Genomic DNA, 24,200 nt, shown 5'->3' on the forward strand with positions numbered 1-24,200 from the left:
AGCGTTCTCGGGCTCGGCTCGACCAGCACATCCACCCGGCGGCCGTCGGGAAGCTCGATGGTGCGGAGGCTCATCACCTCGAGCCCTGAATCGATGGCATCCCGAATTCTTGCGGACCGGATGCTGTCTCGGCTGGGACGGGTAGCCGATTGCACGCGCGATTTGGCAGATTTGGCACTGGCGCGGCTGGCCGTGGTGGCCTTGCTGCGCTTGGCGGCCAGCGCCTTTGACTTGGACGAGGACCGCTTGCGAGATGCGGTTGCAGCCTTGCGCCGCGGCTCCGCTTGCGCCGCAGCCGTTTCCTCGGCCTTGCGGGAGGGCTGACGTACCTTCGCACTCTCCTTGGGTGTCTCCGGAAGCGCTTCGGGCGCTGCTTCCTTCGGCTCGGATGCTACGCTCGTCGGCGGAGCCGGAGGACTGGCCGCTTGTGGACGCTTGGGAACAGGATCTGGGTTGGGCATTGCCGGTGAGGCCGGAGCTAGAGGGGCGGGCCCGGTATCCGACGGAGGATCGACCCAGCGGCGTTCCTCCTGCGAAAGGGCTGCCGGTGAGCCTGTCACCAGAGCCAGGAATGGAATGCTCCCCAGAATATGTTTCCAAGTGCCTCTCATGACGCTCTCCCCTCGCTAGGACCTTGGAAAGGAACGCTTGTGCAGTCCTTCCTGGTTCCAAGCCTCCGTTGCCGCACGGCTTGGCTCCAAAGCCGAGGCCTGGAGAAAGAGGAGGTGCGCAGGCGCTGCGGAACAGCTCTCGCGCGCAGCGGTTCTTAAGGAAGGAATCGGCGAAATCTCAGTCACTTATGCGCGGAGGCCCGCAAGGAGCATCGTCGCACCCGTTCAGCGGTATGGCTTCTCCAGGGAGCTTCATGTGCACCGGAGCGTTAGTTGCCTGAGACCAGAACTGCCAATGTTCGCGGGCCTCTTGGCCCGACAATCGCTTACACAATGTTGTGATGGAGAGTCACTTGGCCAATCACTCGGATCTTCCTCCAACCCATACCATCAAACCTATGGAGCCGCCGCCTGCTTCGGAGCGACCCACCTCTGCCATGCTCAAGGGAGACATCGACAGCGGCCGAACCGGCGACAAGAATCCCGTCTTCGATCCAGGTCTGTCACCGCTCGGCACAGATGACGAAGCCGCCGGCACACCCCCTAGCGCGCGCCGTATTGCCATAGCGCGGCACTATGAGAATCTCGAGCGATGGATGAGAGGGGGCTGGAAGGCCGGAGCGACTCACAACAAGCACGATGGCTTTCCGGTCGTTTTCGTCAGTTTCATCGGTGTCGTCGGCTTGATCCTGATGTTCGGAATCTGGGCTGCCAGAGGCGGCTGATGGTTCAACAGGTCCTGGCTCAACGGCAAGGGGAGTAGCTCTGGCCAAGAAAGCAAGGACTCGGACGCGGTAATCCGTCATGCAGGCCGACGGGTCCGTGACCGGACCGAACTTGGACGGATAGAAAGCGTTGACTTCTAACGCACTAGAGAAGGCTTCACGCGGACCATTGCGTAAGCCGGGCTCTCGGTCTGGCCGCTCCTATGAGACTAGAAATGGAGTCCGAAACCGCAGGACGTGTAAACTGGCCTTACGGCAACAGCCGAACAGCCGCGCTGATCCGTGACTTCGATTGGTCGCGGACCTCCCTGGGGAATATCGAGACTTGGTCTCAGGCCTTGAAGACCGTCGTCGATCTCATCCTTGTCTCCTGCTTTCCGATGGTGGTGCTCTGGGGCAGGGATCTGATCCAGATCTACAACGACGGCTATATCGGAATCGCAGGAGATCGGCACCCGGAGGCCATGGGACAGGCCGCACGCAGCTATTGGCCTGACACGTGGCACATCAATGCATCCATCTGCGACCGCGTTCTCCAAGGCGAGACGATCTCGCTTGCAGGGCAGTCGATTCTCGAGGCCCATGACAGGTCTCGGGCAGAGAATTCCTTCACCCTTTGCTACAATCCGCTTAGAGGTGTGGCGGGCGGTATTGAAGGGCTGCTCCTCACGGTCATAGGAACTCCTTCGGATTATGTGGTGGAGAGCGGCCTGTGGGAGGGGGAGGGGCGCTATCGCCAGATTTCCGAAGCGTTGCCTCAGATCGTCTGGTCGAGCGACGCCAGCGGCAATGTCGATTTCTTCAACTCGCGCTGGTTCGCTTATACGGGCTTGCGAGGAGACGAAGGCTACTCCGCGGGATGGAAGCGCACCATCCATCCGGATGAACGCTCCCACACGCTTGAGACGTGGTCGCAAGCGCTTCGCACGGGCACCCCTTTTGAAGTCGAGTATCGTCTTCGCCGGGCCGACGGCAGCTACCGCTGGCACATGGACCGTGCCGTTCCCGTCTATGACGCCCAAGGAAATGTCGTACGCTGGTTCGGCACCCTCACCGACATCGACGATCGCCGGCGGGCCGAGGAGGCTCTGCGCGAGAGCGAGGAGCGCTTCCGTCAGTTCGCGGAGAATTCATCGGCCGTGTTGTGGGTGCTCGACGTCGAGACGATGCGGCTCGAGTACCTGAGCCCGTCCTTCCAGCAGGTCTGGGGCGAGCCGCTTGACGTGGTGCCGCGAGATTTCGCCAAATGGATTCAGTCCGTACATCCGGACGACCGAGATGATGTCGTCGCCGCTCTTGCTCGGGTGCGGCAGGAGGGCGAAGTCATCGTGAAGGAGTACCGCGTAGTCCGTCCCGATGGAACGGTACGCTGGGTTCAGAATACAGGTTTCCCGATCCTCGATGAGCGGGGGAAGGTGCGGCGGGTGGCAGGCATTGCCCAGGACGTCACCAAGCACGACGGTTCGATGGTTTATGTCGTGGACAGCAATGAGGCCTCACGACAGAACCTGTCCCTGCTGCTGCAGGGGGCCGGTTACCAGGTGAAGACGTTCAGCTCCGGGCAGGCTTTTCTCGATGTTGCGCCCGTCCTCGTACCCGGCTGCGTGGTTCTCGATCTCCATGCTCCCGAAGCCGGAGAGCTGACGATATTGCGAGAGTTGAAGACGCGACGGATCGGATTGCCCGTGGTCGTTGTCGGAGAGGCGCATGGAAATGTCGCTTTCGGCGTGCAGGCCATGAAAGCCGGAGCTCTGGATTTCTTGGATGTTCCTTATGAGCAGAAGCAGCTTCTCGATGCGGTGGCCTCCGCGCAGGCTTCCATCCGGGACATCGCCGAGCGCGACCAGGCTGCCGAACTTGCGAAGGCGCGGATTGCCGCCCTGTCCGCTCGCGAACGCGAGGTTCTCGAGCGTCTGCTCACCGGAGGCACCAATAAAACCATCGCGAGGGATCTCGACATAAGCCCCCGCACGGTCGAGGCTCACCGCGCCCGCATCATGGAGCGACTCGGAGCTCAGAGCCTGCCTGAACTGGTTCAGATCGCGATGGCTGCAGGTCTCAAGCAGGGATCGCGTTCGATGAGCGATGCGGATCGCTGAGACTCGCAGGAAGCCCATCCTTTCGGCTGAACAGGCAGACTCAAACGCAACATCCGGCAGGGTCTGGCGTTAGCTCATGAGAGGCCGAGGCCCTGCACGGTCGGAATGTTCTTCCTTTGAATCCAGTCAGCAGATGGTGCCCTATGCAGCCGGCGATTGACAGAAACACCCTTGAAGGTTTGATCGCTCTCGGACGGCAGAGAGGCAGACTGACAAACCAGGACCTTCAAGCCGCCCTGCCCACAGAGTCGATGAGTGTCGAGGATGTCGCCCTGATCGTGGTGGAGCTCGAGGAGGCAGGTGTCCCGGTCGACCTGGAAGACAGTTTGCTTGCACCTCGTCAGCACGTTCAAGTGCCATCCGGGCCTGGCGCTGTGATTCTACCTTTTCCTAAGCGTCCCGGCAGCCGTCCCAAACCTGCTCAGGACTTAGCTCCTGTCGGCAATGAGCAGGCCGCTGAAGAGGACGGGCCGTCCCTGCGAAGCGGGGTGAGCGGCGCCCACTGGGCTGTGATCGGGAGTATCGTCGCGCTTGCGTTGGTTGCCGCTCTCGTGTGGGTGCTGAGAGCGTAAGCCATCGCGGAAAGCGATGCCGGTCTACGGCTGGATCCTTCCGACGAGGTCGAACCCTTTCTCTTTGGGCCTCAGCACGAGAATCTCTCCCTCGATTGGAAAGATGTCTGTCAGGGCAGTGATGTTGACCTGATGCGTGACCAGTACCAGCACGCCGTTTCTGTCCCAACTCTCTATGAGTTGAAGAACCGCCCGGGTCTGGGCGTCGCGGCGATCCCGCTCCGCGAAGAACGAGTCGAGGGGCGGGAAGGGTTCCGCCAGATCACCGAAGGCAAGCTTTGCCGTATCGAGAGACCGACACCACCGGCTCGAGAGAACCCGTTCCACACGGATGTTCCTGGCCCTGAACCGTGAGCCGATCTCCGCGGCCTGCCTGCGGCCTTCCGCCGATAGATTCCGTTGTGATGAGCAGTCCTCCAGACGGAAGTGGGACGGGTCGCCGGTGCCTGGCGCTCGGGCGTGCCTGAACAGGGCCACGGTGCCGCCTGTCCGAAGAGCCTGCCAGGCCTCTTCGGACGCGAGGACCGAGGGACACCACATGATGACCGCAAGAGCGGCCAGAGTTCGGAGCGCTTTCATGTTCCCCAGGAGGCTGAGTCTGGAAGAGCATGGAAAATAGGGCGCTGCTCGAGCAAATCCTCCCGGCGGCCCGATTTGTGGTCTCTGATTGGTAGCGTTGACGGACAGCCGAAATGAAGAAACATTGTTTCGGGAGGCGGAAAGTCATGTCGCGCAAAGTTTTCGACCAGACGCTCGAGTTCATCCGCAATCTCGACCGGACTCGAGATGCGGCCGATATTTGCAGTCAGATGATCCAAGCGGCTCGTCGCTTCGGAGCTGAGTATCTCTTGGCCGGAACGATCCCCGTCCCAGGCGAAAACCGACGGCAACAGATCTCGAACATTCTTCTCAACCAATGGCCGCCGGAGTGGACCCAACGCTATTTTGCGCACGGATACATCTTCCGGGACCCGGCAATCCATGCCGTGGCTACGAGCATGTCCCCCTTTCTCTGGACGGAGCTTGAGCCAGCCTACCGGAGAAGCCCGGAGGCCCGCAGAATCATGGAGGAAGCGGGCGAGTTCAGCTTGAGGGATGGTTTCACCGTTCCTCTCGTCACCTTGGAAGGCGAGGTGGCCGGCTTCTCGCTGGCCGGAGAACATCTCGAACTCTCCCCGAGCGAGCGGGGAATGCTGACGCTGATGGCGACTTATGCTCTCGGGCGCGCCATCCTTCTGCGGGAGACCCCATCGAGACCTGTAGCCTCCCTTTCTCCGCGCGAGTGCGAGGCCCTTCAGTGGGCGGCGGAAGGCAAGTCGGAGTGGGAGATCGGCGAACGAATGGGAATATCCGAGCACGGGGTAGACAAGCACATGCGGTCAGCCCGACTGAAGCTGGGAACCACCAGCCGCACTCACGCCGTCGCCGAAGCCATCCGGCAGGGGCTCATCAGCTAGAGGGTACGCCATCGCGTACTTATGCCCAACTTATGGGTTGGATAAAGACAAGTCCTCAACCTATGGGAGGGCATAATGATCCACATCGTGACATCAGAGAACCGCCACCTGTACCGGCAGGAGATGGAGCAGGCCTATCGCCTTCGCCACCGAGTTTTCGTGGACGAGATGAAATGGACCGAGCTGGCCAAAGATGACGGTAGGGAAATAGATCAGTTCGACGATGAGCATGCCGTCCACATGCTCTACATCGACCATGGAGTCGTGCAGGGCTATCAGCGCATGCTGCCTTCGACGAGGCCGCACCTGCTGTGGCATGTTCTTCCCCAACTATGCGAAGATGAAAGACCGTCCGGATCCCATATATGGGAATGGACCCGTTACTGCGTGGAGCCCGCGTATCGGGAGCGTGGCCGAACCTTAAGTCCCGTGGCCAATGCTCTTCTTTCGGGAATCGTCGAATGGGGATTGGACAGAGGGATCTCCACCATCATCATCGAGATGAACCCTCTTTGGCTTCTCCGCCTCGTTCAACTTCATTTCCGAACCATCCCTCTGGGGCTGCCGCAAAGGATCGGAGATCAGGACGTCCTGGCCGTGACAGCCACTTTCGATCGTCGAACACTCGCCCGGCTCCAGGAAATGCGCGGGAATCAGCAGCGGGTTCTGGCCGAGCCGGAACCGCGTATCCGCCGTTTTGCGAGGTGAGCCATGACTGAGGAGACAGCGGGGCTGGACCTCGATGAAGAGCTTCTGATCCTGCTCTTCTGGGCCTATGGACGGGATATCTCGAAACGGCTCGGGGCCGAGAAGATCAAGTCGATCGAGGGGCTGGAGAGGGCCATAGAAGCAATATCATCGCTTCCGAGCGCGATCGGGTGGGATGGCAGAGACTTCCGGAAGGAAACCGAAGCTCCTAATCCTGATTCTGGGAATCCGTAGCCGCTGCCCGGGCCATATCGATCAGAGCCCGGCGCATCGCAGGGTTCTCGATCTTGAGGAAGGCTCGAGCCAACTCGATGCCTTCCTTGCTCGTCAGGAGATCTTGGATCCCGAGCGGCGCGTCAGGGGCGTCGGCGGAGACGGGACGCTGTTCGAAAAAGAACGAGACGGGGACCCGGAGAGCGTCGGCAATGGCCTGAAGGCGCGCTGCGCCAACGCGATTGGTCCCCTTCTCGTATTTCTGAATCTGCTGAAAGGTAATGCCGAGAATGTCGCCGAGTTTCTCTTGGCTCATCCCAATGGCAGTCCGCTGGAGGCGGATGCGAGCTCCGATAATCTTATCGACTGGGCCTGTTGATTTCGTGACCATAGACATACTCCCCCGCCCCCTCGGTACGACCAAGAGTGGAATTTGTCTACTGTCACGCTCGAACCGGGGCCGAAAAATCGTAGTTCTACAAGCCTTGGCAGCCTCGACTGCGTTGCCCCGGCGATAGCCTCAGTCCGGCGCTCAGAGGCCGCCGGGCGTCGGCCTCACGAGCCCTAGGGGACGATCCTGACAGCGCCCTTCGCAGCACTCGTGGTCAAGGCGGCATATGCCCTAAGGGCAGTCGAGACCTTCCGCTTGCGGTCCTCCGCCGGCTTCCATGCCTTGCTTCCACGTGCTTCCATGGAGGCGCGGCGGCGCGCCAGATCCTCATCCGAAACCACAAGCCTGATCGTGCGGTTCGGGATATCGATCTCGATCCGGTCCCCCTCCTCGACCAGTCCGATCAACCCGCCCTCGGCGGCCTCAGGCGATACGTGTCCGATCGAAAGGCCGGAGGTGCCACCCGAAAACCGCCCGTCGGTGATGAGGGCGCAGGCTTTGCCAAGGCCTTTCGACTTGAGATAGCTGGTCGGATACAGCATCTCCTGCATCCCAGGCCCGCCACGGGGGCCTTCATAGCGGATGACGACCACGTCACCCGCCTTGACGGTTCCGCCGAGAATGCCTTGCACCGCCGCATCCTGGCTCTCGAAGACCCGGGCGGGACCATTGAAGACAAGAATGCTCTCGTCGACGCCGGCCGTCTTCACGATGCAGCCGTCTGCCGCAAGGTTGCCGGTGAGGACGGCGAGACCACCATCCCTGGAGAAGGGATGGGCCGCATCCCGGATCACGCCCTTCTGCCTGTCCAGATCAAGCTCCTCATAGCGTCGCTCCTGGCTGAAGGGCACCGTCGTGGGGACGCCGCCGGGGGCGGCCTGATAGAAAGTCTGGACGGCCTCGCTTCCGGTCCGCTTCACATCCCAGCGGTCGAGAGCGTCTCCAAGGCTTGCGGCATGAACGCTGCCCGCATCCCGATGGAGGAGGCCGGCCCGGTCGAGTTCGCCCAAGATGCCCATGATACCCCCGGCCCGGTGAACGTCCTCGATGTGGACATCTGCCACGGCAGGCGCGACCTTGCACAGTACCGGCACACGGCGGGACAGCCGGTCGATGTCCTCCATGGTGAAGTTGACCTCGGCCTCATGGGCTGCTGCAAGCAGATGCAGAACCGTATTGGTGGAACCGCCCATGGCGATATCCAAGGTCATGGCGTTCTCGAAAGCCTCGAACGTGGCGATGTTGCGCGGCAGGACCGATGCGTCGTCCTGCTCGTAGTACCGCCGTACCAGATCGACGATGAGGTGGCCGGCTTCGACGAAGAGGCGCTTGCGATCCGCATGCGTTGCGAGAACCGTTCCGTTCCCGGGCAAGGCGAGGCCTAGTGCTTCCGTTAGGCAATTCATGGAATTGGCGGTGAACATGCCGGAGCAGGAGCCGCAGGTCGGGCAGGCCGAGCGCTCGATGGCCTGGACCTCCTCGTCGGTCATCGTATCGTCCGCGGCAGCCACCATGGCATCGACCAGATCGAGCTTCTTCAGCTTGCCACGCAGATTGACCTTGCCGGCCTCCATCGGGCCGCCGGAGACGAACACGACGGGAATGTTGAGGCGCAGCGACGCCATCAGCATGCCGGGCGTGATCTTGTCGCAGTTGGAGATGCAGACAAGTCCGTCCACGCAATGGGCATTGGCCATGTATTCCACGGAATCTGCGATGATCTCGCGGGAGGGCAGGCTGTAGAGCATGCCGTCGTGGCCCATGGCGATGCCGTCGTCGACCGCGATCGTGTTGAATTCCTTGGCCACGCCGCCGGCCTTTTCGATCTCCCGCGCCACGAGCTGACCCAGATCCTTCAGATGCACGTGGCCTGGCACGAACTGGGTGAAGGAATTCACGACAGCGATGATGGGCTTGCCGAAATCCTCGTCCTTCATGCCCGTCGCGCGCCAAAGCCCCCGGGCGCCGGCCATGTTGCGGCCATGGGTGGAGGTTCGTGAACGGTAATGGGGCATCGATGGGAAACCTGATGGATCTGGGGATTGATACATGCCTACACCGGCAGGGCAGGGGCTTTCAAGACAAGGATTGCCGCGCCCGCAGGGAGATGGCCGGAAGGTTCGCTGGGCTTGCGCTGCAGGCGCAATTCACTCAAGCTCGGGAACCTTAAGCGAAACAGGCCCTTGAACATACGAACAACAGGGAGGCTGCAGGTTGGTCGCTGCTCGGGCAGGGCATGGTTGATTCTCAACTAGGAGACTCGAAAAGGATCGTTCCTGCTGCATCAACGGGAGTTGAGCGGGAAGTCGCTCTCGGACAGGCAGACGACACCCCCTCCAGTCTGGCAGGACGGTTCGTCCGCCAAAGCAGCGGCCGAGATGCAGTAATCGAGCCGGGCGCCAGCGTTACGCAAGAGCTCTATCTGCTCTTTCGGGACATGCTGCGCGGCTCCAAAGGGTGGCCGATGCTGCGCCTGACGATTGCGATCGTGGTCGTGCTCGTCGGCAACATGTTCGGTCAGGTCCGGCTGAATGAATGGAACGGTGCCTTTTTCGATGCCGTTGAAAACAGAAACTCCACGGCATTCATCAATCAGCTCGGGGTTTTCCTTGTCATCATCGCAGTCCTGCTGACGCTCGTGGTGGCGCAGACCTGGCTGCAGGAGCGCCTCAAGATCCGCCTGCGCGAACGCCTGACGCAGGTTCTCCTCGATGTCTGGCTGAAGCCGAACAGGGCCTATCAGCTCGGCCTGGTGGGCAGGGCAGGCGCGTAACCCGATCAGAGGATGCAGGAAGATTGTCGCCTGTTCTCGGAATTCACGACCGAGCTGGGCGTTGGAATGCTGCAATCGTTCCTTCTGCTGGTCAGCTTCATCGGAGTGCTTTGGACTCTGTCGTCCTATGCGACCTTCGAATTTCGAGGGCAGGAAGTGGTGATCCCGGGCTACATGGTCTGGGTCGCCATCGGCTATGCGGGGATCGGATCGGGCTTGACCTGGCTCGTGGGGCGCCCCCTGATCCGCCTCAATACGGAGCGCTACGCCCGAGAGGCAGATCTGCGCTTCGCTCTGGTGCGGGTGAACGAAAGTTCGGAAAGCGTCGCGCTTTATTCTGGAGAGCCGGACGAGCGGCGGAACCTCGACGGTTTCGTCGAAGCGGTTCTCACCGCGACGCGCCGGCTTTCAGGAGCGCTCGCCCGTCTCACCTGGATCACATCGGGCTATGGCTGGCTTGCCATCGTCGTGCCGATCCTTGCCGCCGCTCCCGGCTATTTCAGCGGCAGACTCTCGTTCGGCGAGATGATGATGGTCGTCGGCGCCTTCAATCAGGTACAGGCGGCACTACGATATTTCGTTGACAACTTTCCCAAGATTGCCGATTGGCGCTCCGCGGTCTTGCGGGTCGCAACCTTTCGGCAGGCGGCGCTCGATCTGGACGATGTCGCGGCCGAAAGCAGGCGCATCGAGATCTCTCCCCATCCCAGCGGATGGCTGAGCTTCGAAGGACTTTCAATCGCCCTCAGCGATGGCAGCATCATCATTGAGGATGCGACTGCGGAAGTGCGACCGGGGGAGCGAGTGCTGATCGTCGGCGAGTCCGGCTCGGGCAAGAGCACGCTTTTCCGGGCCATAGCGGGCCTTTGGCCATGGGGCTCCGGCACCATACGCATACCGACTCCGGAAAGCATGATGTTCCTGCCGCAGCGCCCCTATCTTCCGCTGGGGACCTTGCGTGCGGCGGTGTCCTATCCCGCGGCTCCCGGAACGTTCGACGAGGCCACGGTCAAGGCCGCCCTGGAGCGTTGCATGCTCGGCGATTTTGCGGAGGCCCTGGACCGCAATGATCGGTGGGACAGGACCCTCTCGCTCGGACAGCAGCAACGTGTGGCCTTTGCGCGGGTGCTGCTGCACAAGCCGGCATGGGTTTTCATGGACGAGGCGACCTCAGCCCTCGACGACGACAGCCAAGCTGCCATGCTCTCCCTGTTCGAGAGCGAGCTTGCCGGCGCATCGATCCTCTCCATCGGGCATCGCCCGGGGCTCGAGGAGTTTCACAGTCGGACCCTTCATATCCGGAAAACCAAGGAGGGGGCGGTGCTGTTGGCACGCCAACCGTCTCAACCGCAGCGGATCATCCCCTCCTGGGTTCATTGGCTACATCGCCGCCTCATTCCCTGAATGGAATAAGGCGGAGACTTCTCAGGTTTCCTCGGTATCGTCCGGATCCGTCACGTCGACAAGGAACATGATGAGAGGACCGTCATCGTCGTCCGCATCGTCATCCTCGTCGAGATCCGCATCCTCGAATTCCTCGACCTCCTGAGCCGAGGCGGGTCTGATGTTGAGGGTTGCAAAGCCGTCCCAAAGCGGGGCGCCGTCGCTCTCGAGGATTTTCAGATCTTCCTTGAACTCCTCGCTCATGAAGAGTTCCCGTGCTTCGTCCTCGGCGGCATTCGTCACCGCGACAGGCTTGTCGCTGATCGTCAAAGTAAACATGCATGATCCTTTCGATCGAATGATTGGAATTCCAGATAGCGCCCTGTCCCCCGTTCCGCCAGTCTCCCGTCTCCCGCTCAGAGCAAGCAAAGCTCTCCTTCAAAGTCCGATAGGTACAACTCACTCCTGTGCGGAAAGCAATTGACGTGACCGTGCCCTGCCGTTTTAGTTGATGAAAGTAACGCTAGGGGAGCGTAGCGCGATCCCAACAAAAGCAGGCTTGGGACGAGACTGCGCCTGGAGGAAGTGCATGGGGCTCCTGTCTTTGCCTTGGCGCCACGGGCTGCGCCTACGTCAAGCGCCGGTCTCAGCAGGGTGCCTCCTTTTCCGCTCTGACACGCCGCACCTTCTCCGGTTTATCTCCTCCGTCGATTCAAGGGGCAGGACATCACGCCGATGAAAAAGCCGGAAGACCTTCGAAGTGCACGATGGTTCGCTCCTGACGATCTGCGCGGTTTCGGCCATCGTTCGCGCATCATGCAGATGGGATACGCCCCTGAAGATTGGGTCGGTCGCCCCATTATCGCGGTCATCAACACATGGTCCGATATCAATCCATGCCATGCCCACTTCAAGCACCGCGTGGAGGATATCAAACGAGGCGTGTTTCAGGCCGGAGGATTTCCGATAGAGCTGCCGGCCCTTTCCCTGGCAGAGAACTTCGTCAAGCCGACGACCATGCTCTATCGCAATATGCTGGCCATGGATACGGAAGAGTTGATCCGCTCCCACCCCGTGGACGGGGTCGTTCTCATGGGCGGTTGCGATAAGACCACGCCTGGTCTCCTTCTGGGAGCAACCAGTGCAGGCATTCCGGCGATCTTCGTTCCTGCCGGCCCAATGCTCCGTGGAAACTGGAAAGGCAAGGTTCTCGGGTCCGGCTCGGATGCCTGGAAGTTTTGGGACGAGCGCCGGGCGGGAAACATCACGCAAGCCGACTGGGTTGGCGTGGAGGGGGGTATCGCCCGCAGCTACGGTCACTGCATGACCATGGGTACAGCGAGCACCATGACGGCGATTGCAGAGGCCATTGGCATGACCCTGCCTGGCGCGTCGTCGATCCCGGCTGCCGATGCCGGCCACATCCGCATGTGTGCCGAGGCCGGCAGGCGGATCGTCGGTATGGTGTGGGAGGACCTGAAGCCCGCCGACATCTTGACCCGCGAGGCATTCGAAAATGCCATCGCCGTCGCCATGGCGATGGGCTGTTCTACCAATGCGGTCATCCATCTCATCGCCCAGGCGCGTCGGGCCGGTCACGACATCGGCCTGGAGGACTTCGAGATCGCCAGCCGCAAGGTCCCTGTGATCGCGAACGTCCGTCCAAGTGGCGCCGAGTATCTGATGGAGGACTTCTACTATGCCGGAGGGCTCCGGGCTCTGATGGCCAGGATCCGCGACAAGCTCCATTTGGACGTCCTGACCGTCACGGGACGAACTCTCGGCGAGAATATTGCCGGCGCCGAAGTCTACAATGACGATGTCATCCGCGCGGTCGAGAATCCCATCTACGAGGAGGGGGCCCTTGCCGTCCTCAAGGGCAATCTTGCTCCAGATGGCTGCGTTATGAAACCGAGCGCCTGCGAACCGCGTCTGCGAAGGCACTCCGGGCCTGCTCTGGTCTTCGACGACTATCCCTCTCTCAAGGCTGCTGTCGACGATGAGAATCTGGACGTTACTGCGGATCACATCCTCGTCCTTCGCAACGCCGGACCGCAGGGCGGGCCGGGGATGCCTGAATGGGGGATGCTTCCGATCCCGAAGAAGCTGATAAAGCAAGGCGTGCGCGACATGCTCCGGCTCTCCGATGCCCGGATGAGCGGTACGAGTTACGGCGCCTGCATACTGCATGTCTCTCCTGAGGCTTATGTGGGCGGCCCACTCGCTCTCGTGCGTACGGGCGACATCATCTCCGTCGACATCCCGGCCCGTCGCATCACCCTCGAGGTTTCGGAGGAGGAGCTCGAAATGAGGCGCGCCCTACTGCCGACCCCGCAACCGCGTTTCGAGCGCGGTTACGGCTGGATGTTCGCGAAACACATCCGCCAAGCCCACGAGGGGTGCGATTTCGACTTCCTCGAAACAGGCTTCGGTGCACCTGCGGGAGAGCCGGCCATCTTCTGATTCCGGAGGAGAACATGACCCAACTGAGCCCCGCCACCCGCGAGAAACTCAAGACTGTCAGCGTGGCAACCCTTTGCACTGCCCTTTATAAACGCGGCTTACGCAACCAGTTCATCCAGGATGTTCATCCGCTCAACCCTCACGCCGGCACGATGGTGGGGGAGGCTTTCACGCTCCGCTACATTCCGGCCCGCGAGGACCTGAACCCGATCAGCGTTTTTCAGGATCGCTCCCACCCGCAGCGCAAAGCCGTCGAGGAATGCCCGCCTGGCGCAGTCATGGTCATTGACAGTCGCAAGGATCCTCGAGCTGCGTCGGCCGGTGGTATTCTGGTTTCCCGTCTGATGAAGCGCGGCGTTGCGGGTATCGTCACCGACGGTGGCTTTCGCGACTCGCCGGAGATCGCGAAACTCGGCATTCCTGCCTATCACAACCGCCCTTCCTCTCCGACCAACCTCACTTTGCACCAGGCCGTCGATATCAACGTTCCGATTGGTTGCGGCGATGTTCCAGTCTGGCCGGGTGACATCGTCGTCGGGGACGGGGAGGGGGTGGTCGTTATTCCCGCCCACCTTGCGGAGGAGATTGCCACGGAGGCGGTCGAGATGACGGCATTCGAAGACTTCGTTGCCGAGGAGGTTTTGAGCGGACGGTCCATTCTCGGCCTCTACCCTCCGACAGATCCGCAGACCCATACGGACTTTTCAGCATGGCGAAGGGCGAATAACCGCTGACGAGTTCCTGAAGATGCGCATGGCTCTGACAGGTTGCTCAAGAGCCTTTCAACCGCTCCGGCGCATCATTCCGGCTCGGCGTGGTCCGACAGAACCTTCAGGAGTTCGAGGCACTTTTCCGCCACGACGTCCGGCACTCTCTTGTCGCCATCGTAGTGCCGCATGGCAACGGCGCTCGCCTGCTCGAAGAGGTCGCTCATATTGCCCGAAATGAAAGATCGGGAGGTTGGAAAATCGACTTTCTTTGGGGTCTGCCGGCTGTTGGCTTTGGGCGAGGGTCCATGTTTGAACAGAGCCAGAACCTCACAATCCGCAGTGCCTTTCTTGAGGCTCTCGAATGCGATGATCTCAGCCATGGACCTACTCCCAAACTCGACTGTTTCTCACAATCCTTTACTCATTTCCGAGGCGAAGGTTCCAACTATTTGGTGGTAGAATCGGCCCTCCCACGGCCCTTATTCAGAGGCTTTTTACAGGCGCACACGGCCGGACATGATAGGTGAACGCATCCCACACCGGACCAGCTAGCCGGCCGCACTCAGAGTGCAGTCAGGAGTGTCAGTGCTCGTCCGAAGGCTGGTCGGCGATACGTTTGATCTCGAATATCATCAGCGTGAGGAATGCCGAAAGCACGGTAATGGTGAGGATGCTCGTGAGGAAGCCCGCGTTCACGCCGGATGCCGGTGAGACGAGGGCGAGTAGTACGAGAAATGGCAGGCCGAGCGTGATGGCGAGCACGGCGATGACCGGACGTGGCAGCATGAAGGTAACTCCTAGCAGGGAGAGCGGGACTATAGTGTCTCGGCAATAGGGGAGAAAATGCGGCCAAGAACCGCTGAGGCCAAGCAAATCCGGTATTCGAAAGATATAAGATAGCTTTGTGGCTGGATCGGCCAAGGCGATATGCCAGTGGCATGTGGCAACAGGCCTCCCATGTCGAGATTTCAGTCCTTTCGGAAAACCTCGGGATTGGCGGCGGAGAAGCGCTCCAGTTCTTCCATGACCCCGTCCAGGTGGGATTCCATGGCGCGTCGTGCTGCACGGGGGTTCCGTGACTCGATCGCCTCGAGCAGCTTCTGGTGCTCGAAAAGCGTTACCGCATGGCGGCGCGGGGACGAAAGCAGGCGGCGCACCCGGTCGATATTGGCGCGGGACGCCTCGATCACGTTCGCTACCCGCGGCAACTCCAATCCATCGACGAGAAGGGTGTGGAACGACAGGTCGAGCAGATGGAAGCCGGCCCGATCTCCCCGAGCGACAGCTTCCTGCTGAGCGGCGAGATTCTCATGAAGTGCCGTAAGGATGGACGGTGGCAGCCGTTGCGCCGCAATCTCCGCCACCATTGCTTCCAGGGCCCGGCGGATCAGCATGGCCTCCTTCACCTCATGTAAGCGAATTCGGGCTGCACGGGTGCCCCGCTGCGGCAGGATTTCGGCTAGCCCCTCGGTTGCCAAGCGGGACAGCGCCTCCGACACCGGAAACCGGGACACGCCGAGCCTGTCGCAGACGGCTGCCTTGTCGATGAATTCGCCGGGGGCGAAATCGAGGGTCACGATGGCCGCCCGAAGCGAGCTTTCCACCCGCTCGGACGTGTTTCCGCGTGTTCCACGATCCAGGGGAGAAAGAAAATCGTACTTTTTTCTCTTGTCCAGTATTCTCATCAGACTAACATGTTAGCTGAACCGCCAAGGCGACGCCATCAGCCTGTCGCGGTTTCCATGTGAGCGAATCCGCTCGCATCCACTCACGAACCGGCCGGAGAGCCGGAAACTCAGGGAGGAGTGCCTGCATGTCATTTTTGACCCGCCGCCTTGCGTTCGGCCTCATCGCAACCGCAGCCCTCGTGGTTCCGGCGTTGCCTGCCAGTGCCCAAACGAAGCTGAAATTCGCACATGTGTACGAGGCCAGCGAGCCGTATCACAAGTGGGCTCTTTGGGCTGGAGAGGAGTTCAGCAAAAGAACCAACGGCAAATATGCCATCGAGGTCTTTCCGGCCTCATCTCTCGGTAAGGAGAGCGATATCAACGAGGGGCTTTCCCTCGGCACGGTCGACATGATCTATACCGGTCAGCTCTTCGCCGGACGCGCCTACGGTCCTCTTGCCATTGGCGGCGCGCCTTACATGTTCCGCGACTTTGCTCATTGGGATGCGTTTCGCAAGTCAGACCTCTTCAAGGAGCTGGGCCAGGGTTACGAGAAGCGCACTGGCCATCAGGTCGTGAGCCTTACCTATTACGGCGAACGGCACGTCACCGCCAATAAGGACATCACGAAGCCGGAGGACATGAAGGGCCTGAAGATCCGAGTGCCCGACGCACCCCTTTATGCGATGTTCCCGAAGGCAGTCGGCGCCAATCCAACACCCATTGCTTTTGCCGAGGTCTACCTTGCTCTGTCACAGGGCGTGGTCGACGCTCAGGAGAACCCGCTCGTCACGATCCAGGCCAAGAAGTTTCACGAGGTCCAGAAGAACATCGTTCTGACAGGGCACATCACGGATGCGCTGCTGACCATCGTTTCGGGAGGGACGATGAAGCGACTTACGCCGGACGAGCAGAAGATCCTCTCAGAAATCCTGTCCCAAGCGGCGGATAACTGCACGAACGATATCGTCAAGATGGAGAAAGACCTCGTCGACTGGTTCAAGGGCGAGGGCAAGAACGTTGTTGCCGTCGATCGCAAGCCCTTCCGGGAAGCGGTGGTCAAGATGCATCTTGGCTCCGACGCAACGTGGGACAAGGCTGTCTATGATCGCCTTCAGGCGATTCAATCTCGCACCAACTGAGTTGTGCCCCTCCGCCCTCTCCCCTTCCGGGGAGAGGGTTATCGAGCCACTGTCCAGCGAGGGACGAGATGCCAGAGCTCAGTTCCAAGGAACAAAGAACCAGTACTTCCAGCGCGCCTGCCGCCCACCACGTGAGCGCGGCGTCGGAGCATTCGCACAACGACGTGGATGTGCTCTTCGAGCAGTGGCAAGAGAAGGAGGCGCACGTCGACCTCTCTGACCTGCGGTGGTCGGATATCGTGGTATTTGCGATCTTCTGGGCACTTTTCGCGGTCGTCTTTCTCCAGTTCTGGACCCGTTACGTCCTCAACGACTCCCTCGGATGGACCGAGGAGATCGCTCGTTATCTTCTTGTTCTGGTAACATTCGTCGGCTCCATCACGGCCATGCGCAAGGGTTCGCATATCGCGGTGGAGGCGCTCCTTATCTTTCTGCCCCGCAAAGTGAAGCATGCCACGTTGGTAATGGTGGACGGGCTCGTGGCGCTCTTCTGCGGCGCGATGGCCTGGTATGCCTACCAACTTGGAGCCTTGGCGCCAGGCTATATGGTTTCCATCGATATCCCGAAAGCATACCTGTACTGGGCCGTCTCCGCAGCCTTGGCCGGCATGACGATTCATGCGGCCCTGCGTTTTGCTCGCCGCCTGCGCGGTCGAGGGGCAGACACGCCTCATGGCTTGATTCTCGATTGAGCACGGAGAGAACGACATGCTCATCGGTATGATGATTGCCGCACTCCTCGTCATGATCGTCATCGGCGTTCCCATCGCCGTGGCACTTGCCGGCTCATCCCTTCTCTTCCTTCTCGTCGGGAGTTGGACGGGAGAGGTGACGACTCCGGTCATCACCGTCATTCACCGGATGGTGAACGGCGTGGATTCATTCCCCCTGCTGGCTGTGCCCTTCTTTATCATGGCCGGAAACCTGATGAACTCATCGGGGATCACGAAGCAGATTTATGATTTCGCCGTGGCTGCCGTTGGTTGGCTGAAAGGCGGCCTCGGCCATGTGAACGTCGCGGGATCCGTCATCTTTGCAGGCATGTCCGGCACTGCCGTCGCTGATGCAGGCGGCATCGGCACCATCGAAATCAAAGCGATGCGCGATCACGGCTATGGCACCAAACTCGCAGTCGGCCTGACAGCGGCGTCATCGACCATCGGTCCGATCATCCCCCCATCCCTCCCTCTCGTCATCTACGGTGTCGTCGCCAATGCTTCGATCAATGCCCTGTTCGTGGCCGGGATCATCCCCGGCTTGATCATGGCGGTCGTTCTTTCGGGAACCGTGGTGATTTATGCGCACCGGTACGGTATCGGCCGAGATGCCTCGTTCAAGCTGAGCCGTCTGGGCTGGTCTTTCGTGAACGCCTTCCTGCCCTTGTTGACGCCGGCGATCATCATCGGAGGCATGAGCTTCGGTTTGTTCACTCCTACAGAGGCTGCGGTTTTCGCCTGTGCGTACGCACTTCTGCTGTCGGTCGTTATTCACCGTGTTTTTAATGTCGTGCTCATGGCGCGCGGGCAGCGGCCACGCTACTCCGTGCTCAGCATGCGCCAGTTCATCCGGGTCACGATGGACACGATCGAGACCACGGCGGTCGTGCTGTTCATCGTCGCGGGAGCGTCCATTTTCGGCTGGGTGCTTACGACGACCCGAACCACCGATGCTCTCGGCGAATGGATCATCACCTATGCGGCTAACCCGGTTACGTTCCTGATCCTCATCAATATCTTTCTGTTGATCGTCGGCTGTTTCATGGAAACGATCGCGGCGATCACGATCCTGACCCCCGTGCTGCTACCGGTCGCAGTGCAACTCGGCATCGATCCGATCCATTTCGGTATCATCATGGTGCTGAACCTCATGATCGGACTTCTTACGCCGCCTGTCGGCATGGTGCTCTACGTGCTGAAGCGGGTTGCCAATATCTCGCTCGAAGAATGTATGAGGGCTTGCGCCCCTTGGTTGGTACCGCTCCTCCTCGTTCTCGTGCTGATTACTTTCGTTCCCGAAACCGTCCTTTGGTTGCCACGCTTCCTAAAAGAGCTTGGTTATCTTTGAAATTGATGCAGTTGCTATGAACATGCCCCGCACGATCCGCCTCTCTGCCGACGACAATGTCGTGATTGCCATCGATCTGGTCGGGCAGGGGGACCAGGCGGCTGGACTGACAGCCCGCGAGCGCATTCTACGCGGCCATAAGATGGCCGTGGAGCCGATACGGGAAGGCGAGCCGGTCATCAAGTTCGGCCAGATCATCGGATTCGCCAAAGGCCATATCGCCCCAGGTGAATGGGTCCACGAGCACAATGTGGGCCTGCACGATTTCGAGCGCGATTATGCCTTCTGCGAGGATGCTCACGACGATGAACTGCTGCCTCCCGAGATGCGGGCCACGTTCCAAGGATATCGCCGTGCCTCGGGGAAGACCGGTACCCGCAACTACATCGGTATCCTCACGTCCGTAAACTGCTCGGCTTCCGTTGCGCGCTTCGCGGCGGCCGAGGTGGAGCGCTCAGGGATCCTGCGCGATTACCCTGGCATCGACGGCATCGTCGCAATCGTGCACGGCACGGGCTGCGGGCACGCAGCCTATGGCGAAGGCTTCGACATTCTCCGTCGCACACAATGGGGCTATGCCAGTCACCCGAACTTCGCAGGCGTAGTGATGGTGGGCCTCGGCTGCGAAGTCTTCCAAATCGGACGCATGAAGCAGGATTACGGGCTCACGGAAACCGATACATTCCGGACATTGACAATCCAGGAGACCGGTGGGACCCGACGGACAGTCCAGGCCATCGTAGAGGCCGTGAAAGGTATGCTGCCCCTCGCATCAGCGGCGCAGCGCGAGACACGACCCGCTTCGGAGCTGGTCCTCGCCCTCCAATGCGGAGGATCGGACGGCTACTCGGGTCTGACCGCTAATCCAGCGCTTGGAATGGCTTCCGACCTGCTTGTGCGCCACGGTGGAACCTCGATCCTGTCGGAAACACCCGAGATCTATGGTGCCGAGCACTTGCTGACCCGGCGCGCTTCGACCCGAGAGGTGGGTGAAAAGCTCGTTTCTCGCATCCGCTGGTGGGAAGAGTACACGGCACGCAACGGCGGTGAAATGAACAACAATCCATCACCCGGCAACAAGGCAGGCGGCCTTACCACGATCCTCGAGAAGTCCCTTGGCGCTTCCGCGAAGGGCGGGCGGTCTACGCTTCGCGCCGTATACGAGTATGCGGAACCGGTGCGCGAGCACGGTTTCGTCTATATGGATACACCGGGATACGATCCGGTCGCTGCTACCGGACAGGTCGCTGGCGGTGCGAACTTGATTGCCTTCACCACCGGCCGAGGATCGGCGTTCGGCGCGAAGCCCGTGCCTTCCCTTAAGCTGGCGACAAATTCCGACATCTACCGCCGTATGATGGACGATATGGACATCAACTGCGGCGATATCCTCGACGGTGTATCCCTTGAGGACAAGGGGAAGGAGATCTTCGGGAGACTCCTGCAGGTTGCATCCGGGGAGCATACGAAATCGGAGGATCTGGGATACGGCGATCTGGAGTTCGTTCCCTGGCAGGTTGGCGCCGTGATGTAGCAGCGTATGGCATTGCTCGGAAACAGGCCCTCATGGGAGCCCGGCTTTTCCTGCTGCAGGAATATCCGCGCGTTCGGCTATCAGTGAAGGGCGTTAGAGCGGCAGGCTTCGAAGGGCGGCGACAGCTGTCATTACACCTCGTAATTCGGCGAGTCCCTTGAGCCGGCCGATGGCCGGATAGCCCGGATGCGTCGGCTTTCCCACATCATCGAGGAGCTCGTGGCCATGGTCCGGGCGCATTGGAATGCGCCAATATGGCACTCCCGATTCCAAACGACGTTTTTGCTCTTCGAGAAGAGCAATGACGACCGCAACCATATCTGTGTCTCCGCCGAGATGGTCGGCTTCCATGAAGGAGCCGTCAGGTTCTTTCGAAACATTGCGTAGATGCGCGAACCAGATGCGGTCTGCGAAGCGCTTTGCGATGGCTGGAACGTCGTTTGAGGCGCTCGCTCCAAGGGATCCGCTGCAGAGCGTCAATCCGTTGGCAGGAGAGTTGGTCACACTAAGAATGAAGCCCAGATCATCCTCATTCGACACGATACGTGGCAAACCCATCAGCGAGCGTGGAGGGTCGTCAGGGTGGATGCACATCCGAATTCCCACCTCCTCAGCAACTGGGATGATTTCGCGCAAAAATGTTGCGAGGTTCTCCCGGAGCTGGCCCGTATCGACATCCTTGTAGCGTTCAAGCACTCGACGCAGACCGGGGATATCGTAGCGGTCGAAGGCACCAGGCAGGCCGGCCATGATGTTGGCGAGAAGCCTTTCGCGGTCGGATTCCGATGAGCTGTCGAACCACTTCTTTGCGAGAGCTAGGACGTCGGGTGAATGATCTGCTTCAGCTCTTGGACGCTGCAACATGAAGCAATCGAAGGCGGCATACTCATGTGCATTGAAGCGAAGAGCCGTCCCGCCACCGGGCAGAGGGAATGCGAGTTCCGTGCGGGCCCAATCGATGACAGGCATGAAATTATAGCAGACGGTGGTGATTCCGCATTCCGCGAGATTTCTCAGGGATTGTCGATAATTATCGAATAAAGGGGCCAGACGGCCCTCGCCAATCTTGATGCTCTCGTGCACCGGGAGGCTTTCAACAACGCTCCAGCGCAGCTGAAGGGACGAATCTGACTCGATGAGCGCCTTGCGGGCCTTGATTTCCTCGACGGGCCAGACGACCCCATAAGGGATGTGATGGAGTGCGGTTACAATCCCTGTCGCTCCTGTCTGGCGGACATGCGAAAGCTGGACAACATCCTCCGGACCGAACCAACGCCAAGTCTGCTCCATACTGATCACCTCATTGGTGCCGAACTCAGGTGCCGGCAGCGTACTTGGTTTCCTAAACGACAGCTTGGGCCATTTTTGGAGAGATGCCTGACATGAGTGTTGAGCGATGCTTATTGTGTCGCGATCGAAACACGACGGGCTTCAGGCGCTGAGCACCTCAGGAGACATAACCGCTTCGGGTTCGAAGAGGTCGGGGTGCTGTCCGGCGAGTTCCGGCAAGGACCGGAGTATTTCACTCATATGATGGCGCATGGCGGCCTCTGCCGCAGCGGGATCCCTGGACTTGATAGCATCTACGATAACAGCATGTTGTGCGATGACCGCGTGGCGCGGTACCGCTTTCGTCATATCGAGAAACCGCACACGATCCATCTGAGGCTTGATATCCTCTACCATCCGCCATGCAGAAGGGCGCCCGGCTGTTTCGGCCAAAAGGCGATGGAATTCTTCATCGAGAGCAAGGAAATCCTCTGTAGAGAGTGATCGTTGAGCGCGGCGCTGTCTCGTGAGGCTGGCGCTCAATTCCGATATCATGACAGGAGTGGCCTTTAACGCCGCTTCTCGTACGACAGCGCATTCCACCGCTTCCCGAATGAACCGGGCATCTTCGACCCCTGCGCGCGAAATTTTCACGACCTGCGTGCCTCGCTGAGGGAGTACGCGTACCAGGCCTGCTTCACTCAGCTTGATTAAAGCCTCTCGCACAGGTGAACGGCTGACGCCGAACCGGCGGGCCAATTCCTGCTCCGACAGCATCTCCCCTGGCAAGAGTTGCATGCTCACAATGGCTTGCCGCAGAGCGCGCGTGACCTGTCGGGCTATCGGTTCTCGCTCGAGATCAATTTTCTTAAGGGTTAAGTCATTCATCATGGCACTCTACCATACTAGTAGGGCATTGCAAAGGTGCCGAGACCGCTCTAAGCTGTCTACTGTCGCGCCTGAAACCAGCCGAAGAAAAGGCTGGGGCGGGTGCGTTCAGGGAGAATGCGATGCTGATCCACCCGGAGAGGCTGTTTCCTGCCGAACCTTCTGCTCGCGAGGTGGCGCGACGGCTTTATGCCGGCATTCGGGATTTGCCCATCGTGTCGCCGCATGGCCACACGGATCCTCGGTGGTTTGCTGAAAACGAGCCTTTTCCCGACCCGGCAACCCTATTCGTTATTCCCGACCACTACATATTCCGGATGCTCTACAGCCAGGGCGTAAGGCTGGAGGACCTTGGTGTTCCGACAAGAGACGGAAGTCCCGTCGAGCGCGATCCACGGAAGATCTGGCGACGCTTTGCCGAGCACTACTACCTGTTTCGCGGAACCCCGACACGGATCTGGCTCGACCACACATTCGCAACGCTCTTCGGATTCACCGAGCGCCTTTCTGCGGAAACCGCCGACGTCTACTACGACCGGATCGATGCGGCGCTGCGCACGCCGGAGTTCCTCCCTCGGGCCTTATTCGAACGCTTCGGCATCAAAGCTATCGCCACGACCGAGAGCCCACTCGACCCGCTGAAGCAGCACGAGGCCATTCGTCAATCCGGGTGGGGCGGACGCGTGATCACGGCCTATCGTCCCGACCCGGTGATCGATCCCGAATTCGAAGGATTCCGGCAGAATCTTGCTCGATTCGGCGAGATCACCGGCTGCGACACGCTGAGCTGGCATGGCTATCTTGAGGCCCACCGCAGGCGCCGTGCCTTCTTTCGCGAGTACGGCGCCACCTCGACCGATCATGGACATCCAACCGCCCGAACTGCGAATCTCCCGCTGGCTGAGGCCGAGGCTCTGTTTCGCCGTGTATCCACTGCGGCAGCAAGCTCTGATGATGCGGAACTCTTTCGGGCTCAGATGCTCACGGAGATGGCTGCGATGAGTGTCGAAGACGGCATGGTGATGCAGATCCATCCGGGATCGTTCCGCAACCATAATCGGACGATCTTCTCGCGCTTCGGTCGGGACATGGGAGCCGACATTCCATCACGGACGGACTACGTGCGTGCTCTTAAGCCCTTGCTCGACCGGTTTGGTAACGAGCGCAATTTCACGCTTATCGTCTTCACTCTTGATGAGACGAGTTACTCGCGCGAGCTCGCCCCTCTTGCCGGACACTATCCGGCCCTGAAACTGGGGCCGGCATGGTGGTTCTTCGATGCGCCCGAGGGAATGCGCAGGTTTCGGGAGCTCACGACCGAAACGGCCGGCTTCTACAACACTGTCGGGTTCAACGACGACACTCGGGCCTATCTGTCCATCCCTGCCCGCCATGACATGGCCCGCCGCGTCGATTGCGCTTTTCTCGCCAAACTCGTGACGACTCATCGCCTCGACGAGGATGAGGCGCATGAGGTGGCCTACGACCTCGCATATCGCCTCGCCAAAGAGGCCTACAAACTGTGACGCAT

Annotated in this window: 23 protein-coding genes and 1 pseudogene; 15 read left to right on the plus strand and 9 right to left on the minus strand. The window is 60.2% G+C overall.

The genetic code is table 11. The annotated features are described in order from the left end of the window. Positions 1-1,009: 1,009 nt before the first annotated feature. From ACFOYU_RS27180 to ACFOYU_RS27190, 3 genes are all read left to right on the plus strand, one after another. Positions 1,010-1,336 carry a hypothetical protein gene (locus ACFOYU_RS27180; RefSeq protein ID WP_377035959.1) on the plus strand — a complete coding sequence of 109 codons (327 nt, stop codon included), beginning with the start codon at positions 1,010-1,012 and terminating at the stop codon, positions 1,334-1,336. Positions 1,337-1,551: 215 nt separating this feature from the next. Next, positions 1,552-3,435 carry a PAS domain-containing protein gene (locus tag ACFOYU_RS27185; RefSeq protein WP_377035930.1) on the plus strand — a complete coding sequence of 628 codons (1,884 nt, stop codon included), beginning with the start codon at positions 1,552-1,554 and terminating at the stop codon, positions 3,433-3,435. A 143-nt stretch (positions 3,436-3,578) separates the two neighbouring features. Further along, positions 3,579-4,007, plus strand: coding sequence for an RNA polymerase sigma factor region1.1 domain-containing protein (locus ACFOYU_RS27190; protein WP_226739118.1), 429 nt, complete (start codon positions 3,579-3,581; stop codon positions 4,005-4,007). Between the two features lie 24 nt (positions 4,008-4,031). Here ACFOYU_RS27190 and ACFOYU_RS27195 read toward each other — a convergent pair whose 3' ends face one another. After that, the gene (locus ACFOYU_RS27195; protein ID WP_377035931.1) at positions 4,032-4,334 is read right to left on the minus strand and encodes a hypothetical protein; all 303 of its coding nucleotides are present in this window, start codon (positions 4,332-4,334) and stop codon (positions 4,032-4,034) included. Positions 4,335-4,732: 398 nt separating this feature from the next. Here ACFOYU_RS27195 and ACFOYU_RS27200 point away from each other — a divergent pair, with 398 nt between their 5' ends. The 3 genes from ACFOYU_RS27200 (at position 4,733) to ACFOYU_RS27210 (ending at position 6,406) form a co-directional block, all read left to right on the plus strand. After that, entirely contained in the window at positions 4,733-5,464 is a 732-nt protein-coding gene (locus ACFOYU_RS27200; RefSeq protein WP_377035932.1) for an autoinducer binding domain-containing protein, read from the plus strand. A gap of 75 nt (positions 5,465-5,539) precedes the next feature. After that, complete coding sequence (locus tag ACFOYU_RS27205) at positions 5,540-6,172, plus strand: acyl-homoserine-lactone synthase (RefSeq protein ID WP_377035933.1); 633 nt, start codon at positions 5,540-5,542, stop codon at positions 6,170-6,172. 3 nt (positions 6,173-6,175) lie between these two features. Then, positions 6,176-6,406: a hypothetical protein gene (locus tag ACFOYU_RS27210; RefSeq protein WP_377035934.1), complete on the plus strand. Its 231-nt coding sequence runs from the start codon at positions 6,176-6,178 to the stop codon at positions 6,404-6,406. On the opposite strand, the gene ACFOYU_RS27215 is transcribed toward ACFOYU_RS27210, so the two are convergent. Next, positions 6,381-6,782, minus strand: a complete 402-nt coding sequence (locus tag ACFOYU_RS27215; RefSeq protein WP_226739125.1) for a helix-turn-helix domain-containing protein — start codon at positions 6,780-6,782, stop codon at positions 6,381-6,383. The genes ACFOYU_RS27210 and ACFOYU_RS27215 overlap by 26 nt on opposite strands. 167 nt (positions 6,783-6,949) lie before the next feature. Further along, positions 6,950-8,791: a dihydroxy-acid dehydratase gene (gene ilvD / locus ACFOYU_RS27220; protein ID WP_377035935.1), complete on the minus strand. Its 1,842-nt coding sequence runs from the start codon at positions 8,789-8,791 to the stop codon at positions 6,950-6,952. Positions 8,792-9,285: 494 nt separating this feature from the next. Here ilvD and ACFOYU_RS27225 point away from each other — a divergent pair. Both ACFOYU_RS27225 and ACFOYU_RS27230 read left to right on the plus strand, forming a co-directional pair. Further along, positions 9,286-10,131: pseudogene (locus ACFOYU_RS27225) on the plus strand (ABC transporter ATP-binding protein/permease); the annotation flags it as partial. Between the two features lie 39 nt (positions 10,132-10,170). Then, positions 10,171-10,953, plus strand: coding sequence for an ATP-binding cassette domain-containing protein (locus ACFOYU_RS27230; RefSeq protein ID WP_377035960.1), 783 nt, complete (start codon positions 10,171-10,173; stop codon positions 10,951-10,953). A gap of 21 nt (positions 10,954-10,974) precedes the next feature. On the opposite strand, the gene ACFOYU_RS27235 is transcribed toward ACFOYU_RS27230, so the two are convergent. Continuing rightward, positions 10,975-11,271 (minus strand): hypothetical protein, encoded by a 297-nt coding sequence (locus ACFOYU_RS27235; RefSeq protein ID WP_226739129.1) that lies wholly within the window; start codon positions 11,269-11,271, stop codon positions 10,975-10,977. Between the two features lie 396 nt (positions 11,272-11,667). Here ACFOYU_RS27235 and araD point away from each other — a divergent pair, with 396 nt between their 5' ends. Continuing rightward, a complete protein-coding gene (gene araD / locus ACFOYU_RS27240; protein WP_264196380.1) occupies positions 11,668-13,395 on the plus strand; it encodes an L-arabinonate dehydratase in 1,728 nt (575 codons plus the stop codon). A gap of 14 nt (positions 13,396-13,409) precedes the next feature. Beyond that, positions 13,410-14,129: a ribonuclease activity regulator RraA gene (locus tag ACFOYU_RS27245; protein ID WP_377035936.1), complete on the plus strand. Its 720-nt coding sequence runs from the start codon at positions 13,410-13,412 to the stop codon at positions 14,127-14,129. Positions 14,130-14,194: 65 nt separating this feature from the next. Here ACFOYU_RS27245 and ACFOYU_RS27250 read toward each other — a convergent pair whose 3' ends face one another. From ACFOYU_RS27250 to ACFOYU_RS27260, 3 genes are all read right to left on the minus strand, one after another. Further along, positions 14,195-14,485: a hypothetical protein gene (locus ACFOYU_RS27250; protein WP_377035937.1), complete on the minus strand. Its 291-nt coding sequence runs from the start codon at positions 14,483-14,485 to the stop codon at positions 14,195-14,197. 202 nt (positions 14,486-14,687) lie between these two features. Further along, positions 14,688-14,891, minus strand: coding sequence for a hypothetical protein (locus tag ACFOYU_RS27255; RefSeq protein WP_226739135.1), 204 nt, complete (start codon positions 14,889-14,891; stop codon positions 14,688-14,690). Positions 14,892-15,073: 182 nt separating this feature from the next. Next, on the minus strand, positions 15,074-15,709 hold the full coding sequence (locus ACFOYU_RS27260) for a GntR family transcriptional regulator (RefSeq protein WP_377035938.1): 636 nt from the start codon (positions 15,707-15,709) through the stop codon (positions 15,074-15,076). 209 nt (positions 15,710-15,918) lie between these two features. Between ACFOYU_RS27260 and ACFOYU_RS27265 the strand changes: the two genes are divergently transcribed. From ACFOYU_RS27265 to ACFOYU_RS27280, 4 genes are all read left to right on the plus strand, one after another. Further along, entirely contained in the window at positions 15,919-16,914 is a 996-nt protein-coding gene (locus ACFOYU_RS27265; protein ID WP_226739274.1) for a sialic acid TRAP transporter substrate-binding protein SiaP, read from the plus strand. Positions 16,915-16,982: 68 nt separating this feature from the next. Beyond that, positions 16,983-17,606 (plus strand): TRAP transporter small permease, encoded by a 624-nt coding sequence (locus tag ACFOYU_RS27270; RefSeq protein WP_377035939.1) that lies wholly within the window; start codon positions 16,983-16,985, stop codon positions 17,604-17,606. Positions 17,607-17,628: 22 nt separating this feature from the next. Further along, on the plus strand, positions 17,629-18,978 hold the full coding sequence (locus ACFOYU_RS27275) for a TRAP transporter large permease (protein ID WP_377035961.1): 1,350 nt from the start codon (positions 17,629-17,631) through the stop codon (positions 18,976-18,978). Between the two features lie 16 nt (positions 18,979-18,994). After that, entirely contained in the window at positions 18,995-20,512 is a 1,518-nt protein-coding gene (locus tag ACFOYU_RS27280) for a UxaA family hydrolase (protein WP_377035940.1), read from the plus strand. Between the two features lie 93 nt (positions 20,513-20,605). Here ACFOYU_RS27280 and uxuA read toward each other — a convergent pair whose 3' ends face one another. Then, on the minus strand, positions 20,606-21,802 hold the full coding sequence (gene uxuA / locus ACFOYU_RS27285; RefSeq protein WP_377035941.1) for a mannonate dehydratase: 1,197 nt from the start codon (positions 21,800-21,802) through the stop codon (positions 20,606-20,608). Positions 21,803-21,943: 141 nt separating this feature from the next. Then, entirely contained in the window at positions 21,944-22,672 is a 729-nt protein-coding gene (locus ACFOYU_RS27290) for a GntR family transcriptional regulator (RefSeq protein WP_377035942.1), read from the minus strand. Positions 22,673-22,791: 119 nt separating this feature from the next. On the opposite strand from ACFOYU_RS27290, the gene uxaC reads away from it, so the two are divergent. Next, positions 22,792-24,195: a glucuronate isomerase gene (gene uxaC / locus ACFOYU_RS27295; RefSeq protein ID WP_226739146.1), complete on the plus strand. Its 1,404-nt coding sequence runs from the start codon at positions 22,792-22,794 to the stop codon at positions 24,193-24,195. The last annotated feature ends 5 nt before the right edge of the window (positions 24,196-24,200 follow it).

The organism is Microvirga sp. GCM10011540 (assembly GCF_042650665.1).
GTDB classification, from domain to species: Bacteria; Pseudomonadota; Alphaproteobacteria; order Rhizobiales; family Beijerinckiaceae; genus Microvirga; species Microvirga lenta.

What these genes read in the sequence shown, in the direction of transcription:
- ACFOYU_RS27180 (WP_377035959.1), top strand. Translation starts at nt 1,010, where the DNA reads ATGGAGCCGCCGCCTGCTTCGGAGCGACCCACCTCTGCCATGCTCAAG.
- ACFOYU_RS27185 (WP_377035930.1), top strand. Translation starts at nt 1,552, where the DNA reads ATGGAGTCCGAAACCGCAGGACGTGTAAACTGGCCTTACGGCAACAGC.
- ACFOYU_RS27190 (WP_226739118.1), top strand. Translation starts at nt 3,579, where the DNA reads ATGCAGCCGGCGATTGACAGAAACACCCTTGAAGGTTTGATCGCTCTC.
- ACFOYU_RS27200 (WP_377035932.1), top strand. Translation starts at nt 4,733, where the DNA reads ATGTCGCGCAAAGTTTTCGACCAGACGCTCGAGTTCATCCGCAATCTC.
- ACFOYU_RS27205 (WP_377035933.1), top strand. Translation starts at nt 5,540, where the DNA reads ATGATCCACATCGTGACATCAGAGAACCGCCACCTGTACCGGCAGGAG.
- ACFOYU_RS27210 (WP_377035934.1), top strand. Translation starts at nt 6,176, where the DNA reads ATGACTGAGGAGACAGCGGGGCTGGACCTCGATGAAGAGCTTCTGATC.
- ACFOYU_RS27215 (WP_226739125.1), bottom strand. Translation starts at nt 6,782, where the DNA reads ATGTCTATGGTCACGAAATCAACAGGCCCAGTCGATAAGATTATCGGA.
- ilvD (WP_377035935.1), bottom strand. Translation starts at nt 8,791, where the DNA reads ATGCCCCATTACCGTTCACGAACCTCCACCCATGGCCGCAACATGGCC.
- ACFOYU_RS27235 (WP_226739129.1), bottom strand. Translation starts at nt 11,271, where the DNA reads ATGTTTACTTTGACGATCAGCGACAAGCCTGTCGCGGTGACGAATGCC.
- araD (WP_264196380.1), top strand. Translation starts at nt 11,668, where the DNA reads ATGAAAAAGCCGGAAGACCTTCGAAGTGCACGATGGTTCGCTCCTGAC.
- ACFOYU_RS27245 (WP_377035936.1), top strand. Translation starts at nt 13,410, where the DNA reads ATGACCCAACTGAGCCCCGCCACCCGCGAGAAACTCAAGACTGTCAGC.
- ACFOYU_RS27250 (WP_377035937.1), bottom strand. Translation starts at nt 14,485, where the DNA reads ATGGCTGAGATCATCGCATTCGAGAGCCTCAAGAAAGGCACTGCGGAT.
- ACFOYU_RS27255 (WP_226739135.1), bottom strand. Translation starts at nt 14,891, where the DNA reads ATGCTGCCACGTCCGGTCATCGCCGTGCTCGCCATCACGCTCGGCCTG.
- ACFOYU_RS27265 (WP_226739274.1), top strand. Translation starts at nt 15,919, where the DNA reads ATGTCATTTTTGACCCGCCGCCTTGCGTTCGGCCTCATCGCAACCGCA.
- ACFOYU_RS27270 (WP_377035939.1), top strand. Translation starts at nt 16,983, where the DNA reads ATGCCAGAGCTCAGTTCCAAGGAACAAAGAACCAGTACTTCCAGCGCG.
- ACFOYU_RS27280 (WP_377035940.1), top strand. Translation starts at nt 18,995, where the DNA reads ATGAACATGCCCCGCACGATCCGCCTCTCTGCCGACGACAATGTCGTG.
- uxuA (WP_377035941.1), bottom strand. Translation starts at nt 21,802, where the DNA reads ATGGAGCAGACTTGGCGTTGGTTCGGTCCGGAGGATGTTGTCCAGCTT.
- ACFOYU_RS27290 (WP_377035942.1), bottom strand. Translation starts at nt 22,672, where the DNA reads ATGATGAATGACTTAACCCTTAAGAAAATTGATCTCGAGCGAGAACCG.
- uxaC (WP_226739146.1), top strand. Translation starts at nt 22,792, where the DNA reads ATGCTGATCCACCCGGAGAGGCTGTTTCCTGCCGAACCTTCTGCTCGC.